Origin of the sequence: Herbaspirillum huttiense (assembly GCF_047300815.1) — a bacterium.
In the GTDB taxonomy this organism is placed as follows: domain Bacteria; phylum Pseudomonadota; class Gammaproteobacteria; order Burkholderiales; family Burkholderiaceae_D; genus Herbaspirillum; species Herbaspirillum huttiense_A.
On sequence record NZ_CP178608.1, the window covers coordinates 2536553 to 2554726 of the forward strand.

15 protein-coding genes and 2 pseudogenes are annotated in these 18174 nt (G+C 58.2%); 9 read left to right on the forward strand and 8 right to left on the reverse strand.

The genetic code is table 11. The annotated features are described in order from the left end of the window. The first annotated feature begins 115 nt into the window (after positions 1–115). The 6 genes and pseudogenes from ACLRDN_RS11765 (at position 116) to ACLRDN_RS11790 (ending at position 6155) form a co-directional block, all read left to right on the forward strand. The gene (locus tag ACLRDN_RS11765; RefSeq protein WP_413460158.1) at positions 116–1366 is read left to right on the forward strand and encodes a DUF4297 family anti-phage-associated protein; all 1251 of its coding nucleotides are present in this window, start codon (positions 116–118) and stop codon (positions 1364–1366) included. Positions 1367–1375: 9 nt separating this feature from the next. Further along, on the forward strand, positions 1376–3115 hold the full coding sequence (herA, locus tag ACLRDN_RS11770) for an anti-phage-associated helicase HerA (RefSeq protein WP_413460159.1): 1740 nt from the start codon (positions 1376–1378) through the stop codon (positions 3113–3115). A 191-nt stretch (positions 3116–3306) separates the two neighbouring features. Then, a pseudogene (locus ACLRDN_RS11775) lies at positions 3307–3462 on the forward strand (IS30 family transposase); the annotation flags it as partial. Next, positions 3461–3757, forward strand: a pseudogene (locus tag ACLRDN_RS11780) (IS3 family transposase); the annotation flags it as partial. The pseudogenes ACLRDN_RS11775 and ACLRDN_RS11780, both read left to right, overlap by 2 nt. A gap of 138 nt (positions 3758–3895) precedes the next feature. Then, the gene (locus ACLRDN_RS11785) at positions 3896–4765 is read left to right on the forward strand and encodes a hypothetical protein (RefSeq protein WP_413460160.1); all 870 of its coding nucleotides are present in this window, start codon (positions 3896–3898) and stop codon (positions 4763–4765) included. Positions 4766–4871: 106 nt separating this feature from the next. After that, positions 4872–6155: a DUF6602 domain-containing protein gene (locus tag ACLRDN_RS11790; RefSeq protein WP_413460161.1), complete on the forward strand. Its 1284-nt coding sequence runs from the start codon at positions 4872–4874 to the stop codon at positions 6153–6155. 595 nt (positions 6156–6750) lie between these two features. Here ACLRDN_RS11790 and ACLRDN_RS11795 read toward each other — a convergent pair. Beyond that, complete coding sequence (locus tag ACLRDN_RS11795) at positions 6751–7698, reverse strand: UDP-glucose 4-epimerase family protein (protein WP_413460162.1); 948 nt, start codon at positions 7696–7698, stop codon at positions 6751–6753. Positions 7699–8260: 562 nt separating this feature from the next. Between ACLRDN_RS11795 and ACLRDN_RS11800 the strand changes: the two genes are divergently transcribed. Continuing rightward, the gene (locus tag ACLRDN_RS11800) at positions 8261–8968 is read left to right on the forward strand and encodes a hypothetical protein (protein ID WP_413460163.1); all 708 of its coding nucleotides are present in this window, start codon (positions 8261–8263) and stop codon (positions 8966–8968) included. A gap of 4 nt (positions 8969–8972) precedes the next feature. On the opposite strand, the gene nadB is transcribed toward ACLRDN_RS11800, so the two are convergent. Continuing rightward, the gene (gene nadB, locus ACLRDN_RS11805; RefSeq protein ID WP_121040032.1) at positions 8973–10577 is read right to left on the reverse strand and encodes an L-aspartate oxidase; all 1605 of its coding nucleotides are present in this window, start codon (positions 10575–10577) and stop codon (positions 8973–8975) included. Between the two features lie 169 nt (positions 10578–10746). Next, entirely contained in the window at positions 10747–11958 is a 1212-nt protein-coding gene (purT, locus tag ACLRDN_RS11810; protein WP_039788224.1) for a formate-dependent phosphoribosylglycinamide formyltransferase, read from the reverse strand. 323 nt (positions 11959–12281) lie between these two features. Here purT and ACLRDN_RS11815 point away from each other — a divergent pair, with 323 nt between their 5' ends. After that, complete coding sequence (locus ACLRDN_RS11815) at positions 12282–12536, forward strand: plasmid stabilization protein (protein WP_413460164.1); 255 nt, start codon at positions 12282–12284, stop codon at positions 12534–12536. Positions 12537–12594: 58 nt separating this feature from the next. On the opposite strand, the gene ACLRDN_RS11820 is transcribed toward ACLRDN_RS11815, so the two are convergent. The 3 genes from ACLRDN_RS11820 to ACLRDN_RS11830 are packed head-to-tail and all read right to left on the reverse strand — an operon-like array spanning position 12595 to position 15602. Beyond that, a complete protein-coding gene (locus tag ACLRDN_RS11820; RefSeq protein WP_413460165.1) occupies positions 12595–12900 on the reverse strand; it encodes a hypothetical protein in 306 nt (101 codons plus the stop codon). Position 12901: 1 nt separating this feature from the next. Next, entirely contained in the window at positions 12902–14257 is a 1356-nt protein-coding gene (locus ACLRDN_RS11825; RefSeq protein ID WP_413460166.1) for an acyclic terpene utilization AtuA family protein, read from the reverse strand. A 43-nt stretch (positions 14258–14300) separates the two neighbouring features. After that, entirely contained in the window at positions 14301–15602 is a 1302-nt protein-coding gene (locus ACLRDN_RS11830) for a CitMHS family transporter (RefSeq protein WP_413460167.1), read from the reverse strand. A gap of 214 nt (positions 15603–15816) precedes the next feature. On the opposite strand from ACLRDN_RS11830, the gene ACLRDN_RS11835 reads away from it, so the two are divergent. Beyond that, positions 15817–16755, forward strand: a complete 939-nt coding sequence (locus ACLRDN_RS11835; protein WP_413460168.1) for a LysR family transcriptional regulator — start codon at positions 15817–15819, stop codon at positions 16753–16755. On the opposite strand, the gene ACLRDN_RS11840 is transcribed toward ACLRDN_RS11835, so the two are convergent. Then, a complete protein-coding gene (locus ACLRDN_RS11840; protein WP_413460169.1) occupies positions 16752–17741 on the reverse strand; it encodes a methyl-accepting chemotaxis protein in 990 nt (329 codons plus the stop codon). The genes ACLRDN_RS11835 and ACLRDN_RS11840 overlap by 4 nt on opposite strands. A gap of 1 nt (position 17742) precedes the next feature. Beyond that, positions 17743–18117, reverse strand: a complete 375-nt coding sequence (locus ACLRDN_RS11845; RefSeq protein WP_034309554.1) for a response regulator — start codon at positions 18115–18117, stop codon at positions 17743–17745. Between the last annotated feature and the right edge of the window lie 57 nt (positions 18118–18174).

Genomic DNA, 18174 nt, shown 5'->3' on the forward strand with positions numbered 1-18174 from the left:
AGGCTTCCTCGTCGCGCACGCGATATCGTCATGCTGGTGTTTCGATGTGCGAGAGAGCGGGGCCAAAAGCTGCTCTCTCCTATAATGTCAATCAGGGATTGATTCGGAGGCTTGGATGCTGGAGGTAGACAAGAAACGCGAAGCGACAGCTTCGATCAGGGGGTATTTTTACCAACTCGACGCTACTTTGCTCGAAATCCTGAACGCGGACCTGAACGATGAAGTCGTCATCGAGGGCATTGAAGACTTCGACCGCTACACCGAGGAAGGCGTAATTTACGGCCAGGTAAAATACTACGCGGAGCAGAATCTGACAGAATCGGTGCTGCGTGATCCCCTGCATAAGCTCTTTGTTCATTTCCATGGGCTCGAAGAGGCACAACGGGCAGGCCGAAAATATCTGCTGTACGGGCACTTTTCAGAAGTTAAGATCGATATTGGTGAGTTTTCCATCGAGCGATTTAAATCGGTAATGGAATACCGGAAGGAAGTGAAGACTGCTGAAGGTACAAAAACGTACGAGAAGAAATCCCTACTCGACGGAGCGGCAGTGCCTGATGAATTGATTGGGGCGTTCTGCAAAAACTTCAGTATACAAATTTCGACGGAATTTTCTGAACATCGCAACCTCGTCATCGAAACAATACGGAAGAACCAAGACGTCTCAGCGGTTGAGGCTGAGGGCTTTCACTATCCAATAGCCCTCGATTACATTGCCACACTAGCCACAAAAAAAGATCACAACAATCGCAAGACCACTCGTCGTAATCTGCAGGAAGTGCTCAAGGGCACTCAAGCTGTCCATAATCATTGGCTTCTACGAGAGAAGGAAGCAATCGAGTATGCGAAGCATATGAAACGCCTGTATTTCTCGCCGACGAACGGCCCAGGAATCGTCCGCGCTTTCATCATTGAATGCAATGCGGCAACAGACCCTTCGGTTGTCTGCGATCAACTCAGGGCAATCGGCAACAACTGGAGTTCGGCTAAGAAGCGCCGCATCCAGAATTCTGACCGGTATGCACCATTCATCCTGCTACGCGGCGCAGATGAAAAACTTACTACGCAAGTGAAAAACGAGCTTTTCGATACTGGAACAGTTTTCGTGGACGGCTTCCCATATCGCGGATCGCCATTCCGCAGCGATCATGTCCATAGCCTACAAACCCAAGAGCACCAGATCGAAATTCGTTTTGTGGACGACGAAATCCAGTTGCAGGAGGTCCTCGATGGGATGGGACGGAAGTTGTGCCACATCTATGACTTCTTCCTTGAACGCCCTGCGACCATTGCGATGTCGTACCCAAAGAGTCGGATGTATTCGATCCCCGTCAGCAGCATCTCTACAATCAAGAAAATTATCTGAGGACTTACAATGACTGAGGAAATCGCCAATGCCGAAGTTGTCGCCGTTTACCCTAACAAGGTTCGAGTAGCCGTTGATGATCTGTTGAACTTCCAGACGGCGGGTGAATCTCTCCGTGTTGGGTCCTTTCTCAAAGTCTCCGACAACGAAAACGTTTCCCTCATCTGTATTATCGAAAGTTTTTCAATCGAAATGAAAGAGGTTAAAGGCGATGGAGGCACTGACTACAAGCGCGTCTATATGATCGACGCCTATCCTCTCGGGACCCTTAAGGACGGAAAATTCAATCGTGGCGGCGACGAATTAGCTATTCCACCCAAGAAGGTGGTCCCGGCGACTAAAGCCGAAATCGCAGCCATTTATGCCGACTGCTATGCGGCTGAAGAACGCTTTTGCTTTTCTTCGTTGACTCGGCAACGTGATATCGTCGTACCTGTTCATGGCGACCGGTTCTTCAACAAACATATTGCCGTTGTTGGTGCTTCGGGATCGGGCAAATCATCGAGTGTGTCGTCAGTTCTGCAAAAGGCGATATCTGCCAAAACCGGCGAATACCAGGGACTCAACAACTCTCATATCCTGATATTCGATCTTCATTCCGAATATGCCACGGCGTTTCCGAAGGCGAATGTCATCACCGTCGATGACCTCGTCCTGCCATATTGGCTTCTCAACGAAGACGAGATGGAGGATATGTTCCTTGAGTCGGGGGACAACAACAATTACAACCAGGAGTCGCTGCTCCGTTCCGTAGTGACCATCGCCAAGAAGATCAGCAATCCTGCCGTCGAGAAGGTCAATTTCGACAGTCCGCTTCGATATGACATTCAGCACGTAGCGAACGCTTTCCGCAACCTGACGCGGGAAACAAAAGATGCTGAGAACTCGCTGCATATCAAGTTTAAGGACGGCACGACCGAAAAGTTCGATGACGTGGAGGCGCAGCTTGAGCATTATTGCAAAGCGTTGCGGGAATTCGCGGCCCCGGAACGTAGCAAAATCAACAAAGGCCACTATGCCGACGGTAGCATCGACAAATTCGAGCGTCGGATTAGATCAAAGATATCCAACTCCCGGCTTGACTTCATATTCGGTGCGAAGGCCAAAGCAGCGACCCTGGAGCAGGTACTTGAACAGTTTACCGGCTACAAGGCGGGAGCCGAGTCGAATGTCACCATCATCGACCTCAGCGGCATCCCCTTTGAACTGCTCAGCATTACCGTTTCGCTGATCTCCCGTTTAATGTTCGATTTTTGCTATTATGCTCGGCGCGTTGAAAGCAAGACTGAACAGCCATTCCTGATGGTTTATGAGGAAGCGCACAAATACGCGCCAAAGAGTGGCCTTGCTCGCTACAAGGCTTCCCTGGCTGCAATCGAACGCATCGCCAAAGAAGGCCGAAAGTACGGCATTAGCCTTCTCATTTCGAGCCAGCGGCCGTCTGAAATTTCAGAAACTATTTTTTCGCAATGCTCCAACTTCCTGGCAATGCGCCTCACCAATCCCGATGATCAAAGCTATGTCCGTCGCCTATTGCCGGATACCCTCGGCAATCTGACCGAGGGCATGCCCGCGCTGGAACAAGGGGAAGCGCTTCTGATCGGGGACGCTGTCATCATGCCGTGCGTCGTGTATGTGGAGAAATGCGACCCCGAACCCTCGTCCAGCGACGTGAAATATCTCACGCTCTGGAAAGCGGAGTGGAAGCAGATCGACTTCAAAAAGCGTGCCGATAACTGGCGAGGGTGATGGGTGCTGATCAAGGATCACAGGCCCAGATTGTCGATATGGATAAATGATCCGAACCGAATGAAACCGGGCTGACCCGGGGTTCCGTGAACTTAGCCACTTTCTTAATCGAAAGAGTAGCCTTAGAAGAGCGCTGTGTCGGTCACTCTGGAGATGAAGAATTGAATCGGCCCGGCTTCACTAGACACCTCACAGACTTATCCCGGTGGAGTGTTCGAGAGCTCCAGTCCGTTGCCAATACGCTGAATACCAGACCGCGAAAAACACTCGGCTGGAAGACGCCAGCCGAAGCCCTGGACGAGCACCTGAAATCTGTTCAACAATTCAGCGTTGCGACGACCGGCTGAATCCGCCCAGTTCAGCAGCTATGACTGGCAGGATTTCCTGAAAGCGCATCGACTCAAACAAAGCATGAGCCGGCGGGGGAATGGTCCCGACAATGCGGTTGCGGAGAGTTTCTTCCAGCTACTGAAGCGGGAGCGCATCCGGCGAAAGACCTACGTTAGCCGGGAAGACACCAGGCGCGACTTATTTGATTACATCGAAATGTTTTACAACCCCAGGCGCCGGCACAGTTTCAACAATGGGTTATCGCCGGTAGAGTATGAAAGGCAGTATTTCGAACGGCTCTCGAGCGTCTAGTGAAGCCGGGCCGATTCACTCCTAGGTGGGACGGAAGGCTTTGGAATCGTTGCGGGTGCCTTGAACGAACTTTTTCAGCATACGTTGCCAAGAGAGTGGGTGTAGAAAGACGGATTGCAGAAGATATGGGAGTGTGTCATGTTTAAAAAATTACCCGTCCGAGTCTCTTTTGTCTGCACAAATACGACGTTTGGCTCGTTTGACGATTTAACTAGCAGCGACGGGCGCGAACACATTGCCAGAGAAGGATTTAGGCACTACTTGATTTGCCGCGCACCAAGGATAATATTTGAGAGTTTCGACCGTACACAAAAGAAGGTTGCAACAAAGGTTCAGCGTGGCGTTACCGAATTCGAGCAAATCAGCATTGATATCCAGACATCTATAACAGTAGACGGCATATCAACGGAGCTTGAAAACGTTGAATATACGAAATACCCTGAAATCAAGGCAAAGCTAAGCAACGGTGCCGAATTTTTATTCGCGACCTGTTTCGAGTTTCTGAGTTTTGTTGCACCTGCACAAAATAACTTGCTCATCCTTGAAGTTCTATATGTTGGACAAACCGAGCCGACCGAAGAGTATTTGCGTCTGGAGGGGCACGCAACGTTTGCAAAAATTGTGGATCGCTATTTAAAGTCCGAGCCCCAGGCAGAGATTTTCATTAAGCTCTTGAAGTTTCCAGGTCCCGTATATGAATATGCTGACAATCAGCATGAGGTAGACACTTTGTGGAGTAACGGCGTGGCTCAGGCGGTGGGGACTTTTCCGCCCGATCAAATGACATCTCTTATTGAGGCCGCTTTAATTCGGGCCTGCCAGCCAGAATTTAACACACACTACAAAACGAGCTTCCCAAGCAAAAAACACAAGAATTACAGCTTTGTCTTCAAAGTCCCCATTGACGAAGTTGAAGTGATCGTTAGCGAGGAGTTAAGAAGATATCGCTGGAAACTTGGAAACGAAGTCGGTAATGCCCTCTGGCTCAGTGTCCAACTAGAAAATTAGGAGTGACGATTGATAATTGCGCGTCTTTCTGGATCATCAGGATGGGAAATGGTGAGGTTAGGCCGTATCGCGAAGGCGGGAAATATGACTTTGCAGCGTTCTTTCCATGATCAATAGCATCGCTGAACTCTTGCGGGAGTTGCTGGAGGCCGAAGCACTAAAGCTCGCCGCCGTGGACGTCACGCACACCGTGACAATCGGAGATATGTACGAGGGCCTGACCTCGCAGCTACTGGAGCAATCAATTCCGGAGTCTTTTGATGTACGCGTAGTGACGGGGTTCGTTCGCGGCCACAATGGCAAGCTGAGTCCGCAAATTGATATCATGGTCGTCTGCGGCGAGGGGGAAGAAATCCCGTATGCAAAGGCCTACTGCTGGCCAGTCGAGCGCGTTCTTGCCGTCTTCGAGGTCAAGAAGAATCTGTACGGTTCGGCGCTGGCCGACGGGATGAAGAAGATGGCGGCGGTATTTCAGCTTGACGCCGATGCGCGCCGGGCTACCGGGGGGACAAGCGCAACCTTGGTGTCAGCGGTCAAGTCGTTTGCGCGGACGACAGGCTGGTATCCGAAAGGTGATGCCGCTGTCGATACGTATCCGATGCATTTGCGCCTGCTGTTTGATGTGTTCAAACACGAGCAACTGGTGCCAGTCCGAGTGATCTTCGGCTACAACGGCTACGCCTCTTCCTCCAGCTTGTCGGATGGCTTCATTGAGCAAGCGCAGAAGGCAGAAATCATGGAACCCGAGCGCATGCCTACCCTCGTCATTTGCGGTCAAAACTCGGTCGTCAAATTGAACGGGCAACCCTACGTCGCCAGCCTCGATGACGAAGGTTTCTGGCCAATGATGGCTGCGAACTCGGAGAACCCCATCCGCTTGCTGATGGAGCAGCTGTGGACCAAGATGGTGACGACGTTCCAGCACGCTGTTCCGATGGATGACACGCTCCAAATGGAGACATTGTCGCCCTTGTTGAGTTGCAAGATGGCACTGGACGAATCCACGGACACACGGCAGATCACATACCGCGACGACCGAGGTGTCCTCCAGCATGGCGCAGGCGAATCAGCGGAGCGTCGCTGGGAACCCGTCGAGAATGAAGTGGAAGAGACGGTTCTGATGCAGGCCGCCGCGACGCGTGGAGAGCTCGACCTGATGGATGAAAGTCTGCTGCGCTATGCGCAAAGTGAGGGTTTCGATGTGCGAACGGTCTGCGAGGAACTCGTCCGGAAGCGATTGATGGCTTGGACTACCTCGACCACCCTGAGGCCAATTAGCGATTCATTCGCCGTCACCATCGGCCCTCACGGTATCTCGACGTCTGAGAACGATGAACTGCTTGGCCTCTGGCTAAACGAACACTTGGGTAAGAGGTCTGCCAAGCCGTAGGTGTTGCTGGCAAAGGCTTCGAGAACAAATGGAAAAGAATTGCTCTCTCTTCAACGACCGGTTTCTGAGGGGGACACTCGAGTCCTAAGCTTCAATGAATTCAACCAGCCTGATTCTGACGGTCGGGCGTTGAATGTAAGTAAGCGGTGCCGGTGGAACTGTGAGACTACACGCCGACCATAGGGCGAACTATGGTCCGCTCTGACGCTGCCCTTACTGCCTTGTGCATATTTCTACTATGGTATTTTTCATGGTATTAAATGGTTGGTAATTTGTAACTTATTGTTGCATAAGGAATTTTATGGCTTGTTGATGGGAGAGTGGGAGTGAGGCGGTAAGGGACCTCAACTCTGGCTCGCGTGCGGTTAAGCCATGATCATTGCTCGATAATATTCGGCATTTGCTCGGGCGTTCGCGATGCTCGTCGTCCCCTCGACACTGCACATCCTGTTTTATGGGATCTGACCAGAATCTCATTGGCGTACCGAGATTCTGGTCCTAACGCTGCAGTAGCAGAGGTATAGAAAAGCTGAACACTTCTTCAATCGAAGCCCGTCAAGAACCAAGGGCGGAAATTGTCATCTGCTGCCGGAAATTATTTTTGCATGCCGGCCGTCTTGCGCAAGGCATCATCAACACCTACCGGCGGTTTCCAGTTCAAAAGTGTCTTTGTCTTTTCGATATCGACCTGCAAAGATCCAAGCAATTGCTGTGCGACTTTTTCCTTGCCAAAGCATTTTGCGGCTGCATGCAGGATGACGGTGGGGATGGGAAGCAGTAGCGATGGCTTTCCCAGTGTCGCCCCAATTTTCTTTAGCAACTGAGTTGTAGACAAATCCTCGTCATCTGATACAAGGAATGTCTGGTTGGCGGCGTTTGGGTGATCGATGCAGCAAATGATCATATCCACTAAATTTTCCAAGAAGACGAAACTCCGCTTGTTCTCTACCGACCCGAAGGGCAAGGGCAGGCGCAACTTCACTGCTCTCATCAACATGCCGAAGTTGCCCGGCGCGTTCGGACCATACACCAGCGGCGGGCGGATGGTTACCAGCGACATTTGGCCATCACGTGTAAGCTCCGTCAGACCTTTCTCAGCCTCCAGCTTGGATTGGGTGTAGGGCGAGTGCGGTCGCGGCGTATCGTCGGCCTTGAACGGAATACCGGACGTGCTTTCACCGTGGACACCCAAGCTGCTTAGGAAAATGAATCGCTTCACTCCCGCCGCTCGAGCCTGTCGTGCCAGACTCAAGGTTCCTTCCGTGTTCGCTTTTCTGAAGTCGGAAAGCGGATCTGTCGATCTGTCGTGCATTACGTGCACGCGAGCAGCGCAATGAATGACAGTATCAATATTTTGCAAGGCGGGCGCCCAGTCTGGATTTTTCGCCAGATCCATGCCCTCACAGACTTCGACTATCTCGGATAACGCTTGGCTTGGCTGCCTGACGGCTGCTCTGACGTTTCCATTATGTTGTGCAACGAGTCTCTCGATAATAGTTTTCCCGATGAAGCCGTCAGCCCCGGTAATTAATATGTTGTTCATTTTGGTGTTATTTCCGCCCCTATTTTTGAGCCAAAGATATCGTGGGATTTAGTTTGTCGATGATTGAAGAGCAGTAGAGGTTTGATGATCCGAAGATCCTCCAGATTTTCAACGATAGCATGGTCAGGGTCGCAGACCGTCAAGACGCCGAATGCGTTCAAGGTTCCGCTGACTTAATACTTACTTCCGCTACTATTGGGAAACTGGCATCCCGATGCATGTTGATCGGCGAAATTTGTATTGTTTTTGTCTTGTAATGGGGTGTTCTATGTTGATCTGAAGCTACGGTTCCTGATTGAAACGTTGTTTTGACTGTACCACTTCGATTGGCCGGCAGTCTATTGCAATGACCATGTCGAGTACAGTGGAGGCGAACGGAACAAGACAGGTAACTGCGAACATGTACGTCAGCGATTCCGAAAGCCGGTGGTCATGAGCCACCTTTGAAAAAGAGGGCGCGAAATAGACGGAGTTTGCAAGGACGTCGTTGCATTTGGCTCACCGAACAAGAATTTTCAGGCTCAGTCTCGTTTTCAGTCGCTCATATTGCTGCCAACTAGCCATGCCCCCACCGCAAATCCACTTCCGCTGCGATCCTGCGCTGATTGACCATCTCCCACGCCCCCGCCTGGCCCGCGAGCTGATCCCCGACTGGATCCGCAGCATGCCGACCAAGGCCTTCTCCGCGCTGCATGACCGCGATATCCGCACCGTCAAGCAATGCCCGCCCTTCATCGATGCGATGGCCCATGGTTTCATGATCCTGCTGCCCTGCGATGTGCACGTGGACAAAGGCAGCTTCAGCTGGGATTGGGAAGCCCCGGCGACCACCGTGGACGGTCATCCGCGCGCGCCATTGAGTTTTCATCCGCCCGCGCAGGTCACCGGCACACCATTCGAACAAGGCGATGCGCTGGTGCTGAAGTTCAACAGCTTCTGGACCATCGAACTGGAACCTGGCTGGTCACTCTTCGCGACGCATCCGGTGAACCGCCACGACCTGCCGTTCAGGCTGCTTTCGGGACTGGTGGATGCGGACCAGTTCCACGACGCCGGAATCAATTTCCCGGCCGTCTGGACCGATGAAGAATTTGTCGGCGTACTGCCCAAAGGCATGCCGGTCGCGCAATGCATGCCCGTGCCCCGCGAACGGCCCGCGCTGCACTTCGATACCCTGGAAGGGGAGGCCGCCACCCGCTACAGCCAGACCGTCGCCGACGTGCTGGCCGCACCCAACGTCTACCGCAAGCAGTACCGCCAGCGCAAATAGCCGCTTACGGGCGTCCCGGCAGGATGGTCGGCGTGGCGCGCGGCAGGGTGCGCGGATAGTCCTGGCTGAAGTGCAGGCCGCGGCTTTCCTTGCGCATCAGGGCGCTGGAGACGATCAGCTGCGCCACATCCACGAGGTTGCGCAGCTCCAGCAGGTCGCGTGAGATGCGGAAGTTGGCGTAATACTCGTCGATTTCCTCCTTGAGCAGGCGGATGCGGTGCTGGGCGCGTTCGAGACGCTTGTCGGTGCGCACGATGCTGACGTAATTCCACATGAAGCGGCGCAGCTCGTCCCAGTTGTGGGCGATCACCACTTCCTCGTCGGCATCGCTGACGCGGCTTTCATCCCATTGCGGTACCTCGGCGATGCGCCAAGTGCCCGCTGACAATTCCCGTTCAATATCCTCGGCGGCCGAGCGGCCCAGCACCAGGCATTCCAGCAGCGAATTGCTGGCCAGGCGATTAGCGCCATGCAGCCCGGTATAGGCCGTCTCGCCGACCGCGTACAAGCCTGGCAGGTCGGTGCGGCCGGCCATGTCGGTCACCACGCCGCCGCAGGTGTAGTGCGCTGCAGGAACCACCGGGATGGGCTGGCGCGTGATGTCGATGCCGAACTCCAGGCAGCGCGCCTGGATGGTCGGGAAGTGCTCGGCGATGAAGGCCGGGCTTTGATGGCTGATGTCCAGGTCCACATGGTCCAGTCCGCGCTTCTTCATCTCGAAATCGATGGCACGCGCCACGATGTCGCGCGGCGCCAGTTCGGCACGCTCGTCGTGTTCCGGCATGAAACGCTGGCCCGCCAGAGCACCCGCCGACGCCGGCAGCTTGAGCAAGGCCCCTTCGCCGCGCAAGGCCTCGCTGATGAGGAAGGATTTGGCGTAAGGGTGATACAGGCAGGTCGGATGGAATTGGATGAATTCCATGTTGGCCACCCGGCAGCCGGCGCGCCAGGCCATGGCGATACCGTCACCGGTGGCCGAATCGGGGTTGGAAGTGTAGAGATACACCTTGCCGGCCCCGCCCGTGGCCAGCACCGTGCGGCCGGCCGCAATTGCCAGCACGCGGCCGCTGGCGGTGTCCTGGACATGCACGCCCAGGCAGCGCGGTTCGGCCTTGGGATCGAGCTTGCGCGCGTGGATCAGGTCGATGGCGCAGTGATGTTCCAGCAGCGTGATGTTGGGGTGGGCGCGCACGCGCTGTTCCAGCGTCACCTGCACGGCGTGCCCGGTGGCATCAGCGGCGTGGATGATGCGGCGCTGGCTGTGGCCGCCTTCGCGGGTGAGGTGATAGCCCAGCTCGGCGCTGTCGTCGCGGGTGAAGGGCACGCCTTGCGCGATCAGCCATTCGATGGCCTCGCGGCCGTGTTCGACGATGTAGCGGGTGGCGCTTTCATCGCACAGGCCGGCGCCGGCCACCAGCGTGTCGTCGATATGCTGGGCGTGGCTGTCGCCCGAATCGAGCACGGCAGCAATGCCGCCTTGCGCCCAGTTGCTGGCCCCGTCCAGCAGCTCGCCTTTGGAAACCACCACCACCTGGTACTTCTCGGCCAGGTGGAGCGCGACGGAAAGACCGGCCAGACCGCTGCCGAGGATGGCGACATCACACTTCATGATCGTGAGCAAAGCTGCTGTTGTGGAGGGAGACGGTGATTATAGCGGCATGCCGTAGGCATATCGTTTATATCGTTTCCGGCACAAGCGTGATGATTTTGCCCGCCCAAAACAAAACGGGCCGCGATTTTCGTCGGAGCCCGTTCATGTCATGCGACTGAGTGCCAGATCACTGCGGAATCACCGGCTTGACCTTGGCCGCGGCCTGCTTGGCGCGGATGCGTGCAGTTTCTACGCTGTCACCGGAAGCCAGGGCCACGCCCATGCGGCGGCGGGCGAAGGATTCCGGCTTGCCGAACAGGCGAATGTCGGCACCCGGGATGCGCAGCGCCTCGGCCACGCCATCGAAGGCGATGCCACGTGCATCATGCTGGCCGTAGATCACGGCGGAGGCACCGGGGCTCCTGAGGGCGGTATTGACCGGCAGGCCGAGGATGGCCTTGGCGTGCAGTTCGAACTCGCTCTGCACCTGGCTGACCATGGTGACCATGCCGGTGTCATGCGGACGCGGGCTGACTTCGGAGAACCAGACCATGTCGCCCTTGACGAACAGTTCCACGCCGAACAGGCCCAGGCCGCCGAGGTTCTCGGTGACCTTGCGGGCGATGTCGCGGGCCTTTTCCAGGGCGGCGCCGGGCATGGGGTGCGGCTGCCACGACTCGACGTAGTCACCCTTGACCTGGACGTGACCGATGGGGTCGCAGAAGCTGGTGATGGTGTCGCCGTTTTCGTTCAACGAACGCACCGTCAGCAGGGTGATTTCATAGTCGAAGTCGATGAAGCCTTCGACGATCACGCGGCCGGAGTCGACGCGGCCACCGGCGGCGGCGTAGTTCCAGGCGGCTTCGATTTCGTCGGGGCCGTCGATCTTGGACTGGCCCTTGCCGGAAGACGACATGACCGGCTTGATCACGCAGGGGAAACCGATCTGGTCAATGGCAGCCTTGAGTTCGTCCAGGCTGTCGGCGAAGCGGTAGGGCGAGGTTGCCAGGCCCAGGGTTTCGCCGGCCAGGCGGCGGATGCCTTCGCGGTTCATGGTCAGCCAGGCAGCGCGCGCGGTCGGGATCACGCGGGCACGGCCGGCTTCTTCCAGCTTGACCAGGGTTTCAGTGGCAATGGCCTCGATCTCGGGCACGATCAGGTCGGGCTGCTCCTGCTCGATCAGTGCGGCCAGGGCGGCACCGTCGGTCATGTTGATCACGTGGGCGCGATGGGCGACTTGCTGGCCAGGGGCGTTCTCATAACGGTCAACGGCAATGACTTCCACGCCCAGGCGTTGCAGGGCGATGATGACTTCCTTGCCGAGTTCGCCGGAGCCCAGCAGCATGACTTTGGTAGCGGAAGGAGACAGCGGAGTGCCGAGTCGGATTGGTTTTTTCATATCGGGGGGGAGTGTGTCAGCGGGGGGCGCTGATGCAGTGCGAGAATCGATCACGGGCGGACGATACCAAATCTTGCAGGGTTTGGACAGTCGCAATATACCTAGTTCTGGCAAGAAGTATCGGCGAAAAATTGCTTATTTTTCTTTTGGGAAATGAATTTTGGCTACGGTAGCGAAGCCGATCGAACAACGTCGGTCTTTTCTCGCGTTTTTGCAGCGAATGAACGCTACCGAGCACGTTTCCTGCGAGACGGGATTTTGGCTCTGGACGAGTTTGAATTGTTGCGCCAAATTCGGCTATCTCAACATAAAAGAGAATATCCATGTCCAAGACAGATCAACCGCCATTTCTTTCGAGCAAATCTGTGGCGCCCACCTTGCGCGCTGCCCTGCAGCCATACAGCCCTGAAGCAGAGGTCCCTGAATTAGTGAACGGTGTGGTGGAGCCTGGCGGCCATCTGCGAATGGGCGACGCGCTCTGCCAGATGAATCGAGAGCATGGCCTCATCAATGAGGATGTGAGCGCGCTGGAGGACCTTCTTGATCGCAGTCCTGCCGAGCCGATCCGGTTCGAATGATCGCACCCGTATTTATGGAGGCTGCCAGCCTTTGACACCGCCTGCAAGGGCGACCTGCTCAGTAGTCCAGCTCCAAGTCCAGCATCACCCCCGACAAGGCCTTCCCATGCGCATCCAGCGCCAGTGACCGGGTAACCCCTCCACCCAGCGCGCGTTGCATCACGAAGTTGAGTGCCCCCAGATGTGGCAGCGCGTGGCGCACCACTTCCCCACGGACCACCCCGGCAAAATGCACACGCACGCGTTCGGCCGTCAGGGTCCGCTCCAGCAGCGCATAGTCCTCCTGCCGATAGGCGATTACGGAGATATTCGATATGTCGCCTTTGTCTCCGGCGCGTGAATGAGCAATTTCTCTGAGCAGCATCTCAGGCCTCCTCGATGAAAACGGATGGATGCACCAGCGTGCGCGGCAGCAGCAGCGACAGCACGGCGATGACTTCGCGGGCCGACTTGGTGGCGCCGCCGCCACCGGCCGGGCCGTTGGTATAAAGCGTCTCGACTTCGTTGCCGATGCGGACCGCCTCTTTCATGCTGGCCGTTCGTCCCGTCACGCGCAGGCGGACTTCGTGCGGCTCGGGCGCATGCGCCGACATCTGTTCACCGGCAATGGCATTGATGCCGATCAGGTCCACGCGGAGTTCTTCAGTCTGTACACCCGTGAGCGCCAGCCGCTCGCGCACGATCTCGCCGGCCAGTTGCGCACGCGCTTGCGCGCCCGGCCCGGCATACGAGATCTGGCCTTCGCCAATGAAACTGTCGCGGTAGCCCAGCGTGGTCTTGAGCGTCTGCGGTCGCGCACGGCCACGGCCGCCGGTGACGGCGACGCGGTCCGGCCCGACTTCTTCGATGCGGACTTGCGAGAAATCGGCAATCACATCCGGCGTGAAGTAGGCGCTCGGATCATGGATCTCATAGAGCAATTGCTCCTTGCAGGTGCGGGCCGTGACTTGTCCTCCGGACCCTGCCACCTTGGTGATGACGGCACTGCCATCAGCCTTCACTTCACCAATCGGAAACCCCAGCCGCGCCAGTCCGGCCACGTCCTTCTTGCCGGGATCAGCAAAATAGCCACCGGTAATCTGTCCTGCGCACTCCAGCAAATGGCCGATGAGGGTGCCCTGGCCGAGCTTGTCCCAATCATCGGCGGCCCAGCCGAATTCGTGTACCAGCGGCGCCAGCACCAGCGCAGGGTCGGCCACGCGGCCGGTGATGATGACCTGGGCCCCGGCCTGCAGGGCTTCGGCGATGGGGGCGATGCCCAGATAGGCATTGGCCGAGATGAGGCGTTCACCGAGGGAAGCGACCGGCTGGCCATTGTCCTCGATGCGCCATGCGTCCTGCTGCACGGCCTCCAGCACGTCGTCGCCTGCTACGGCTGCCACCTTCAGTCCGCTCAGTCCCAGTTCACGCGCGATTTCGCGCACGCGTTGCGCCGCCGCCAGCGGGTTGGCCGCGCCCATATTGGTGATGATGCGGATGCCTTGGGTGGCACAGGTCTTGAGCACTGCATGCATGCGTTCGGCTAGCAGCGGGTCGTAACCCTTGCTCGGGTCTGCCAGCCGCGCTTGCTGGCCGATGGCGATGGTGCGCTCGGCCAGGCATTCGAAGATCAGGTAATCCAGCTGGCCGTGTTCGGCCAGTTCGGCGGCCGGCTCGATGCGGTCGCCTGAATAGCCGGCACCGGCGCCGATGCGCACGGTGCGCTGTGGATCTTGGGTCATGCGCTTCTCCAAAACAGGGTGTTGCACTTCCGGTGGCCCGCGCTCAGAACAGCGGGAACAGCCCCAGTACCACGCAGGCGATGGTCATCACCACGGAAGCACCGAAGAGGAAGGGGATGGTGTATTTCTGGTGGTCCGCCAGTTCGATCCCGGCCAGGCCGCATACGAGGAAGGTGGCGGGCGTGAGCGGGCTGACCGGGAAACCGGTCGTCATCTGGCCCAACAGCGCTGCCTGGGCCACCTGGATGGTCGGTACGCCCAGCATGTGGCTGACCTCGGCGATCACCGGCAGCACGCCGAAGTAGAAGGAGTCGGGATCGAACAGCAGCGACAGCGGCATCGACAGCACCCCCAGCACCACCGGAATATGGCCGGCCATCTCGGGCGGCACGAAGCCGACGGCGGTCTTGGCCATGGCTGAGAGCATGCCGGACTTGGTCATGATGCCGGTGAACACGCCGGCCGCAAACAGGATGCTGGCCATCAGCAGGGCCGCCTTGGCGTGGGCATCGATGCGCTCGCGCTGCATGGTCACGTCGCGATAGTTGATCATCAGCGCCAGCACCACGCCGATCATGAACATCACCACCGGATCGACCTTGCCGCTGATCATGACGCCCAGCACGAAGACCGTCAGCACGATGTTGGCCCAGAAATTCTGCGGGCGACGGATCTTCAGTTGCGCTTCGCTGAGCTCATGCTGCTGCACGAAACCCACCGTCGATCCCTTGCCCAGCCCGAGCCGGCGCTCTTCCTTCAGGCCCAGCAGATACGAGGCGATGAACACGAAGGCCAAGCCCACCAGCTGCACCGGCACCAGCGGCGTGAAGATGTCCGAGACCGGGATGTGCAGCGCCGCCGAGGCACGAATCATTGGCCCGGTCCACGGCAGGAAATTCACGCCTGCCGCCATCGAGGCCACGCAGGCCAGGATGCGCTTGTCGATGCCCAGCCGCGTGTACAGCGGCAGCATCGCCGGGATGGTGATGAGGAAGGTCACCGCACCCGAGCCATCGAGGTGGATCAGCAGCGCCAGCAGCGCCGTGCCCGGCACGATGCGGGTAGGGCGGCTGCCGACGGTCTTGAGGATGCGGCTGATGATCGGGTCCAGCATGCCGGCATCGGTGACGATGCCGAAGAACAGGATCGCAAAGACGAACATGCCGGCCACCGGCGCAATGGCGGTCACGCCCTGGACGATGAACTTCGAGGTCTGCAAGCCGAAACCGCCCACTAACGCGGCAATGATGGGAATGGCGATCAGCGCCACCAGGGGCGACATCCTCTTGGTGAGGATGGCCGTGAACAAGGATACGATCGTGACAAAGCCGAGCAGGGCCAACATGCGTGTCTCCGGTTTTTTTGATGTGATGTTCTTGTCGTGTCAGCACATCCGGCGCCGGTTTGTCCGTTTTTCTGCTTCAGCTTCTGTACATGATTCCGTACAGGGTGCGCGGATGTGAGCAGGGCGAGTGTAGGTGGCGGCCGATTTTGTTGTAAAGTCGCTTTTTTCGATTGATTGACCGGTTTTCCAGCATAATCCAATCCCGTTTTCCACCATGCACGCCAACCTCTCCACGCGCCTGCTGCACGCCTTCCTGGCCTTGGCCGACTGCCGTCATTTCGGCCATGCAGCCGAGCGCTGCCATGTGTCGCAGTCCGCCTTCAGCGCCATGATCCAGAAGCTGGAAACCGCGACCGGCGCGCGCCTGTTCGAGCGCGATACCCGCAACGTGAGCCTCACGCCCGAAGGTGAAGTCTTTGTCGAAGTGGCGCGCCAGCTGGTGGCGGACATGGAGGCGGCGCTGGCGGACATGAACGATTACGTCGCACGGCGCAAGGGCAGGGTGGCCATCGCGGCCTTGCCATCGCTGGCGGCAGGCTGGCTGCCGCCGGTGCTGGCGGCTTACCGGCAACGTCATCCGGGTGTGGCAGTGGAGTTGTTCGATGCCATCTCGGACCAGTGCCTGGACCTGCTGCGCCAGGGCAAGGCCGATATCGCCCTCACCGCGCCGGGCCCCAATCTGTTGGAGTTCACCACGCAGCCCCTGTGCGCCGACCCGTTCTACCTGGTCTGCCGCAAAGACCATGCGCTGGCCGGCAAGCGCCGCATCAAGGTGGCCCAACTGGCCGGGTGCGAAATGATCCACCTGGCGCGCTCCACCAGCGTGCGCCAGCATCTGGATGCCGTGCTGCGGCCGGGTGCGGTGATCCACACCGGGCTGGAGGTCGAGCACCTGGCCACCCTGGCGGCCCTGATCGAAAGCGGCCTGGGCGTGAGCGTGGTGCCGGAGCTGACGCTGTTCCAGTTCCGACTGCCCAATCTGGTGGCCATTCCGGTAGACGCGCCCGGGCTGGTGCGGCCGCTGCTGATCGTCACGCCCAAGGAGCGCAGCCTGTCCATCGCTGCGCAAGGCTTGCTGGACCTGGTCCAGGCCAAGGCGCGTGCTGAAGGCGCAATCCCCGCGCGGCGCGGCCGCAAACCACAGGCTTCCTAGAACAATTCCATGGCCGGCAAGTCCGGCTCGCGCACCAGGTGACGGTGCTCCTGTTCCACGTAATCGACGACTACCTGCGCGATCACCGTGGCCGCCTCATGCGCGGGCAGGATCACCGTGGTCTCGCCCGCCATTTGGGCCAGGGCCGCATTGCGCCGGTCCACGGCGTACTGGACGCGCTCCACGCATTGCCGCACTACGTCCTGGAACTGCAGATGGCCCAGCATGTTGCCGGTGGTGGCGACCAGTTCCTCGCCGTGCGCCATCATCTGCGCGTATTGCTGGTCACCGGTATCGCGCACGTGCTCGAAGCTGCTGCGCAGCCTGCCCACGGCCTCGGCGGTGGCGGCGATGCGGTCGAGGTCGGCGGCCGATTGTGCGGTATTGCCGCCCAATTCGTCTTGCAGGGTCTTGCGCACTTCCGAGAGCGTGGTGCGAATCCGAGCCGCTGCGGTATGCGAATTGGCCGCCAGGTTGCGCACCTCCGAGGCGATCACCTTGAATGCCGCGCCTTGCGGGCCGGCACGGCTGGCCTCGATGGCCGTGTTGATCGACAACAGGTGCGACTGCGTGCTGATGCCTTGAACGCTCTGCGCCAGATCCGAGAGGTTGTCGATCTCCACGGCAATGCGGCCGATGCTCTCGACGTCGCGGCGCATGCGTTCCGGCAGGCTCTTGAGGAATTCCGTCATGGCGACCAGGGCATCGACCGTTTCCAGCATCTCGTCGCGTACGCGTTCGTTTTCCTGGCTGGCGCGCTGCATGCGCTCCAGCAGTTGCGCAGAGCGGTCGCACAGGGCGCGCGCTTCGCTCATGATGGCCAGCGAGGAATTCTCGGTCTGCTCCACCGCACCCTTGAGGCGCACGGCGATTTCTTCGTCGAGTTGCATGCTGGCCACCAGGGCGGCCTGGCAGGTCGGTGCCGGTTCCACCGGCATGTGCGGCTGGGCGCGTACCCGGGTGCGCAGGGCGTGGATGATTCCCATGTCAGGCTCCCGGCAGCACCTGTTTGACGATCTTGAGCAGCTCGGCGCCCGGCACCGGCTTGACCATCCAGCCGCTGGCCCCGGCACTGCGGGCTTCATCGCGCTTGGCCTGCTGGCTCTCGGTACTGAGCACCAGGATGGGCGTGAAGCGGAAACCCGGCAGGGCGCGCGCCTTGCCGATGAATTCGATGCCGCCCATGTTGGGCATGTTGATGTCGGTGATGATGAGATCCGGCTTGGGCGCCTGGCCCAGGCGGGCCAGGGCGGCCGCACCGTCGTTGGCGGTGATGACCTTGAAGCCGGAAATTTCGAGATTGTTTTTCAGGCTCAGGATCATGGTGCCTGAATCGTCCACTACCAGGATGGTCTTGCTCATTTGGGTACTCCTTGCTGGTTGATGCTGCTTGTCTGGTTTGCCCGGGTCGTTGGCGGC

Coding starts and splice junctions, on each gene's coding strand:
- ACLRDN_RS11835 (WP_413460168.1), top strand. CDS start 15,817: ATGCACGCCAACCTCTCCACGCGCCTGCTGCACGCCTTCCTGGCCTTG.
- ACLRDN_RS11825 (WP_413460166.1), bottom strand. CDS start 14,257: ATGACCCAAGATCCACAGCGCACCGTGCGCATCGGCGCCGGTGCCGGC.
- ACLRDN_RS11765 (WP_413460158.1), top strand. CDS start 116: ATGCTGGAGGTAGACAAGAAACGCGAAGCGACAGCTTCGATCAGGGGG.
- nadB (WP_121040032.1), bottom strand. CDS start 10,577: ATGAAGTGTGATGTCGCCATCCTCGGCAGCGGTCTGGCCGGTCTTTCC.
- ACLRDN_RS11785 (WP_413460160.1), top strand. CDS start 3,896: ATGTTTAAAAAATTACCCGTCCGAGTCTCTTTTGTCTGCACAAATACG.
- ACLRDN_RS11815 (WP_413460164.1), top strand. CDS start 12,282: ATGTCCAAGACAGATCAACCGCCATTTCTTTCGAGCAAATCTGTGGCG.
- ACLRDN_RS11800 (WP_413460163.1), top strand. CDS start 8,261: ATGCCCCCACCGCAAATCCACTTCCGCTGCGATCCTGCGCTGATTGAC.
- ACLRDN_RS11790 (WP_413460161.1), top strand. CDS start 4,872: ATGATCAATAGCATCGCTGAACTCTTGCGGGAGTTGCTGGAGGCCGAA.
- ACLRDN_RS11820 (WP_413460165.1), bottom strand. CDS start 12,900: ATGCTGCTCAGAGAAATTGCTCATTCACGCGCCGGAGACAAAGGCGAC.
- ACLRDN_RS11795 (WP_413460162.1), bottom strand. CDS start 7,698: ATGAACAACATATTAATTACCGGGGCTGACGGCTTCATCGGGAAAACT.
- ACLRDN_RS11840 (WP_413460169.1), bottom strand. CDS start 17,741: ATGGGAATCATCCACGCCCTGCGCACCCGGGTACGCGCCCAGCCGCAC.
- purT (WP_039788224.1), bottom strand. CDS start 11,958: ATGAAAAAACCAATCCGACTCGGCACTCCGCTGTCTCCTTCCGCTACC.
- herA (WP_413460159.1), top strand. CDS start 1,376: ATGACTGAGGAAATCGCCAATGCCGAAGTTGTCGCCGTTTACCCTAAC.
- ACLRDN_RS11845 (WP_034309554.1), bottom strand. CDS start 18,117: ATGAGCAAGACCATCCTGGTAGTGGACGATTCAGGCACCATGATCCTG.
- ACLRDN_RS11830 (WP_413460167.1), bottom strand. CDS start 15,602: ATGTTGGCCCTGCTCGGCTTTGTCACGATCGTATCCTTGTTCACGGCC.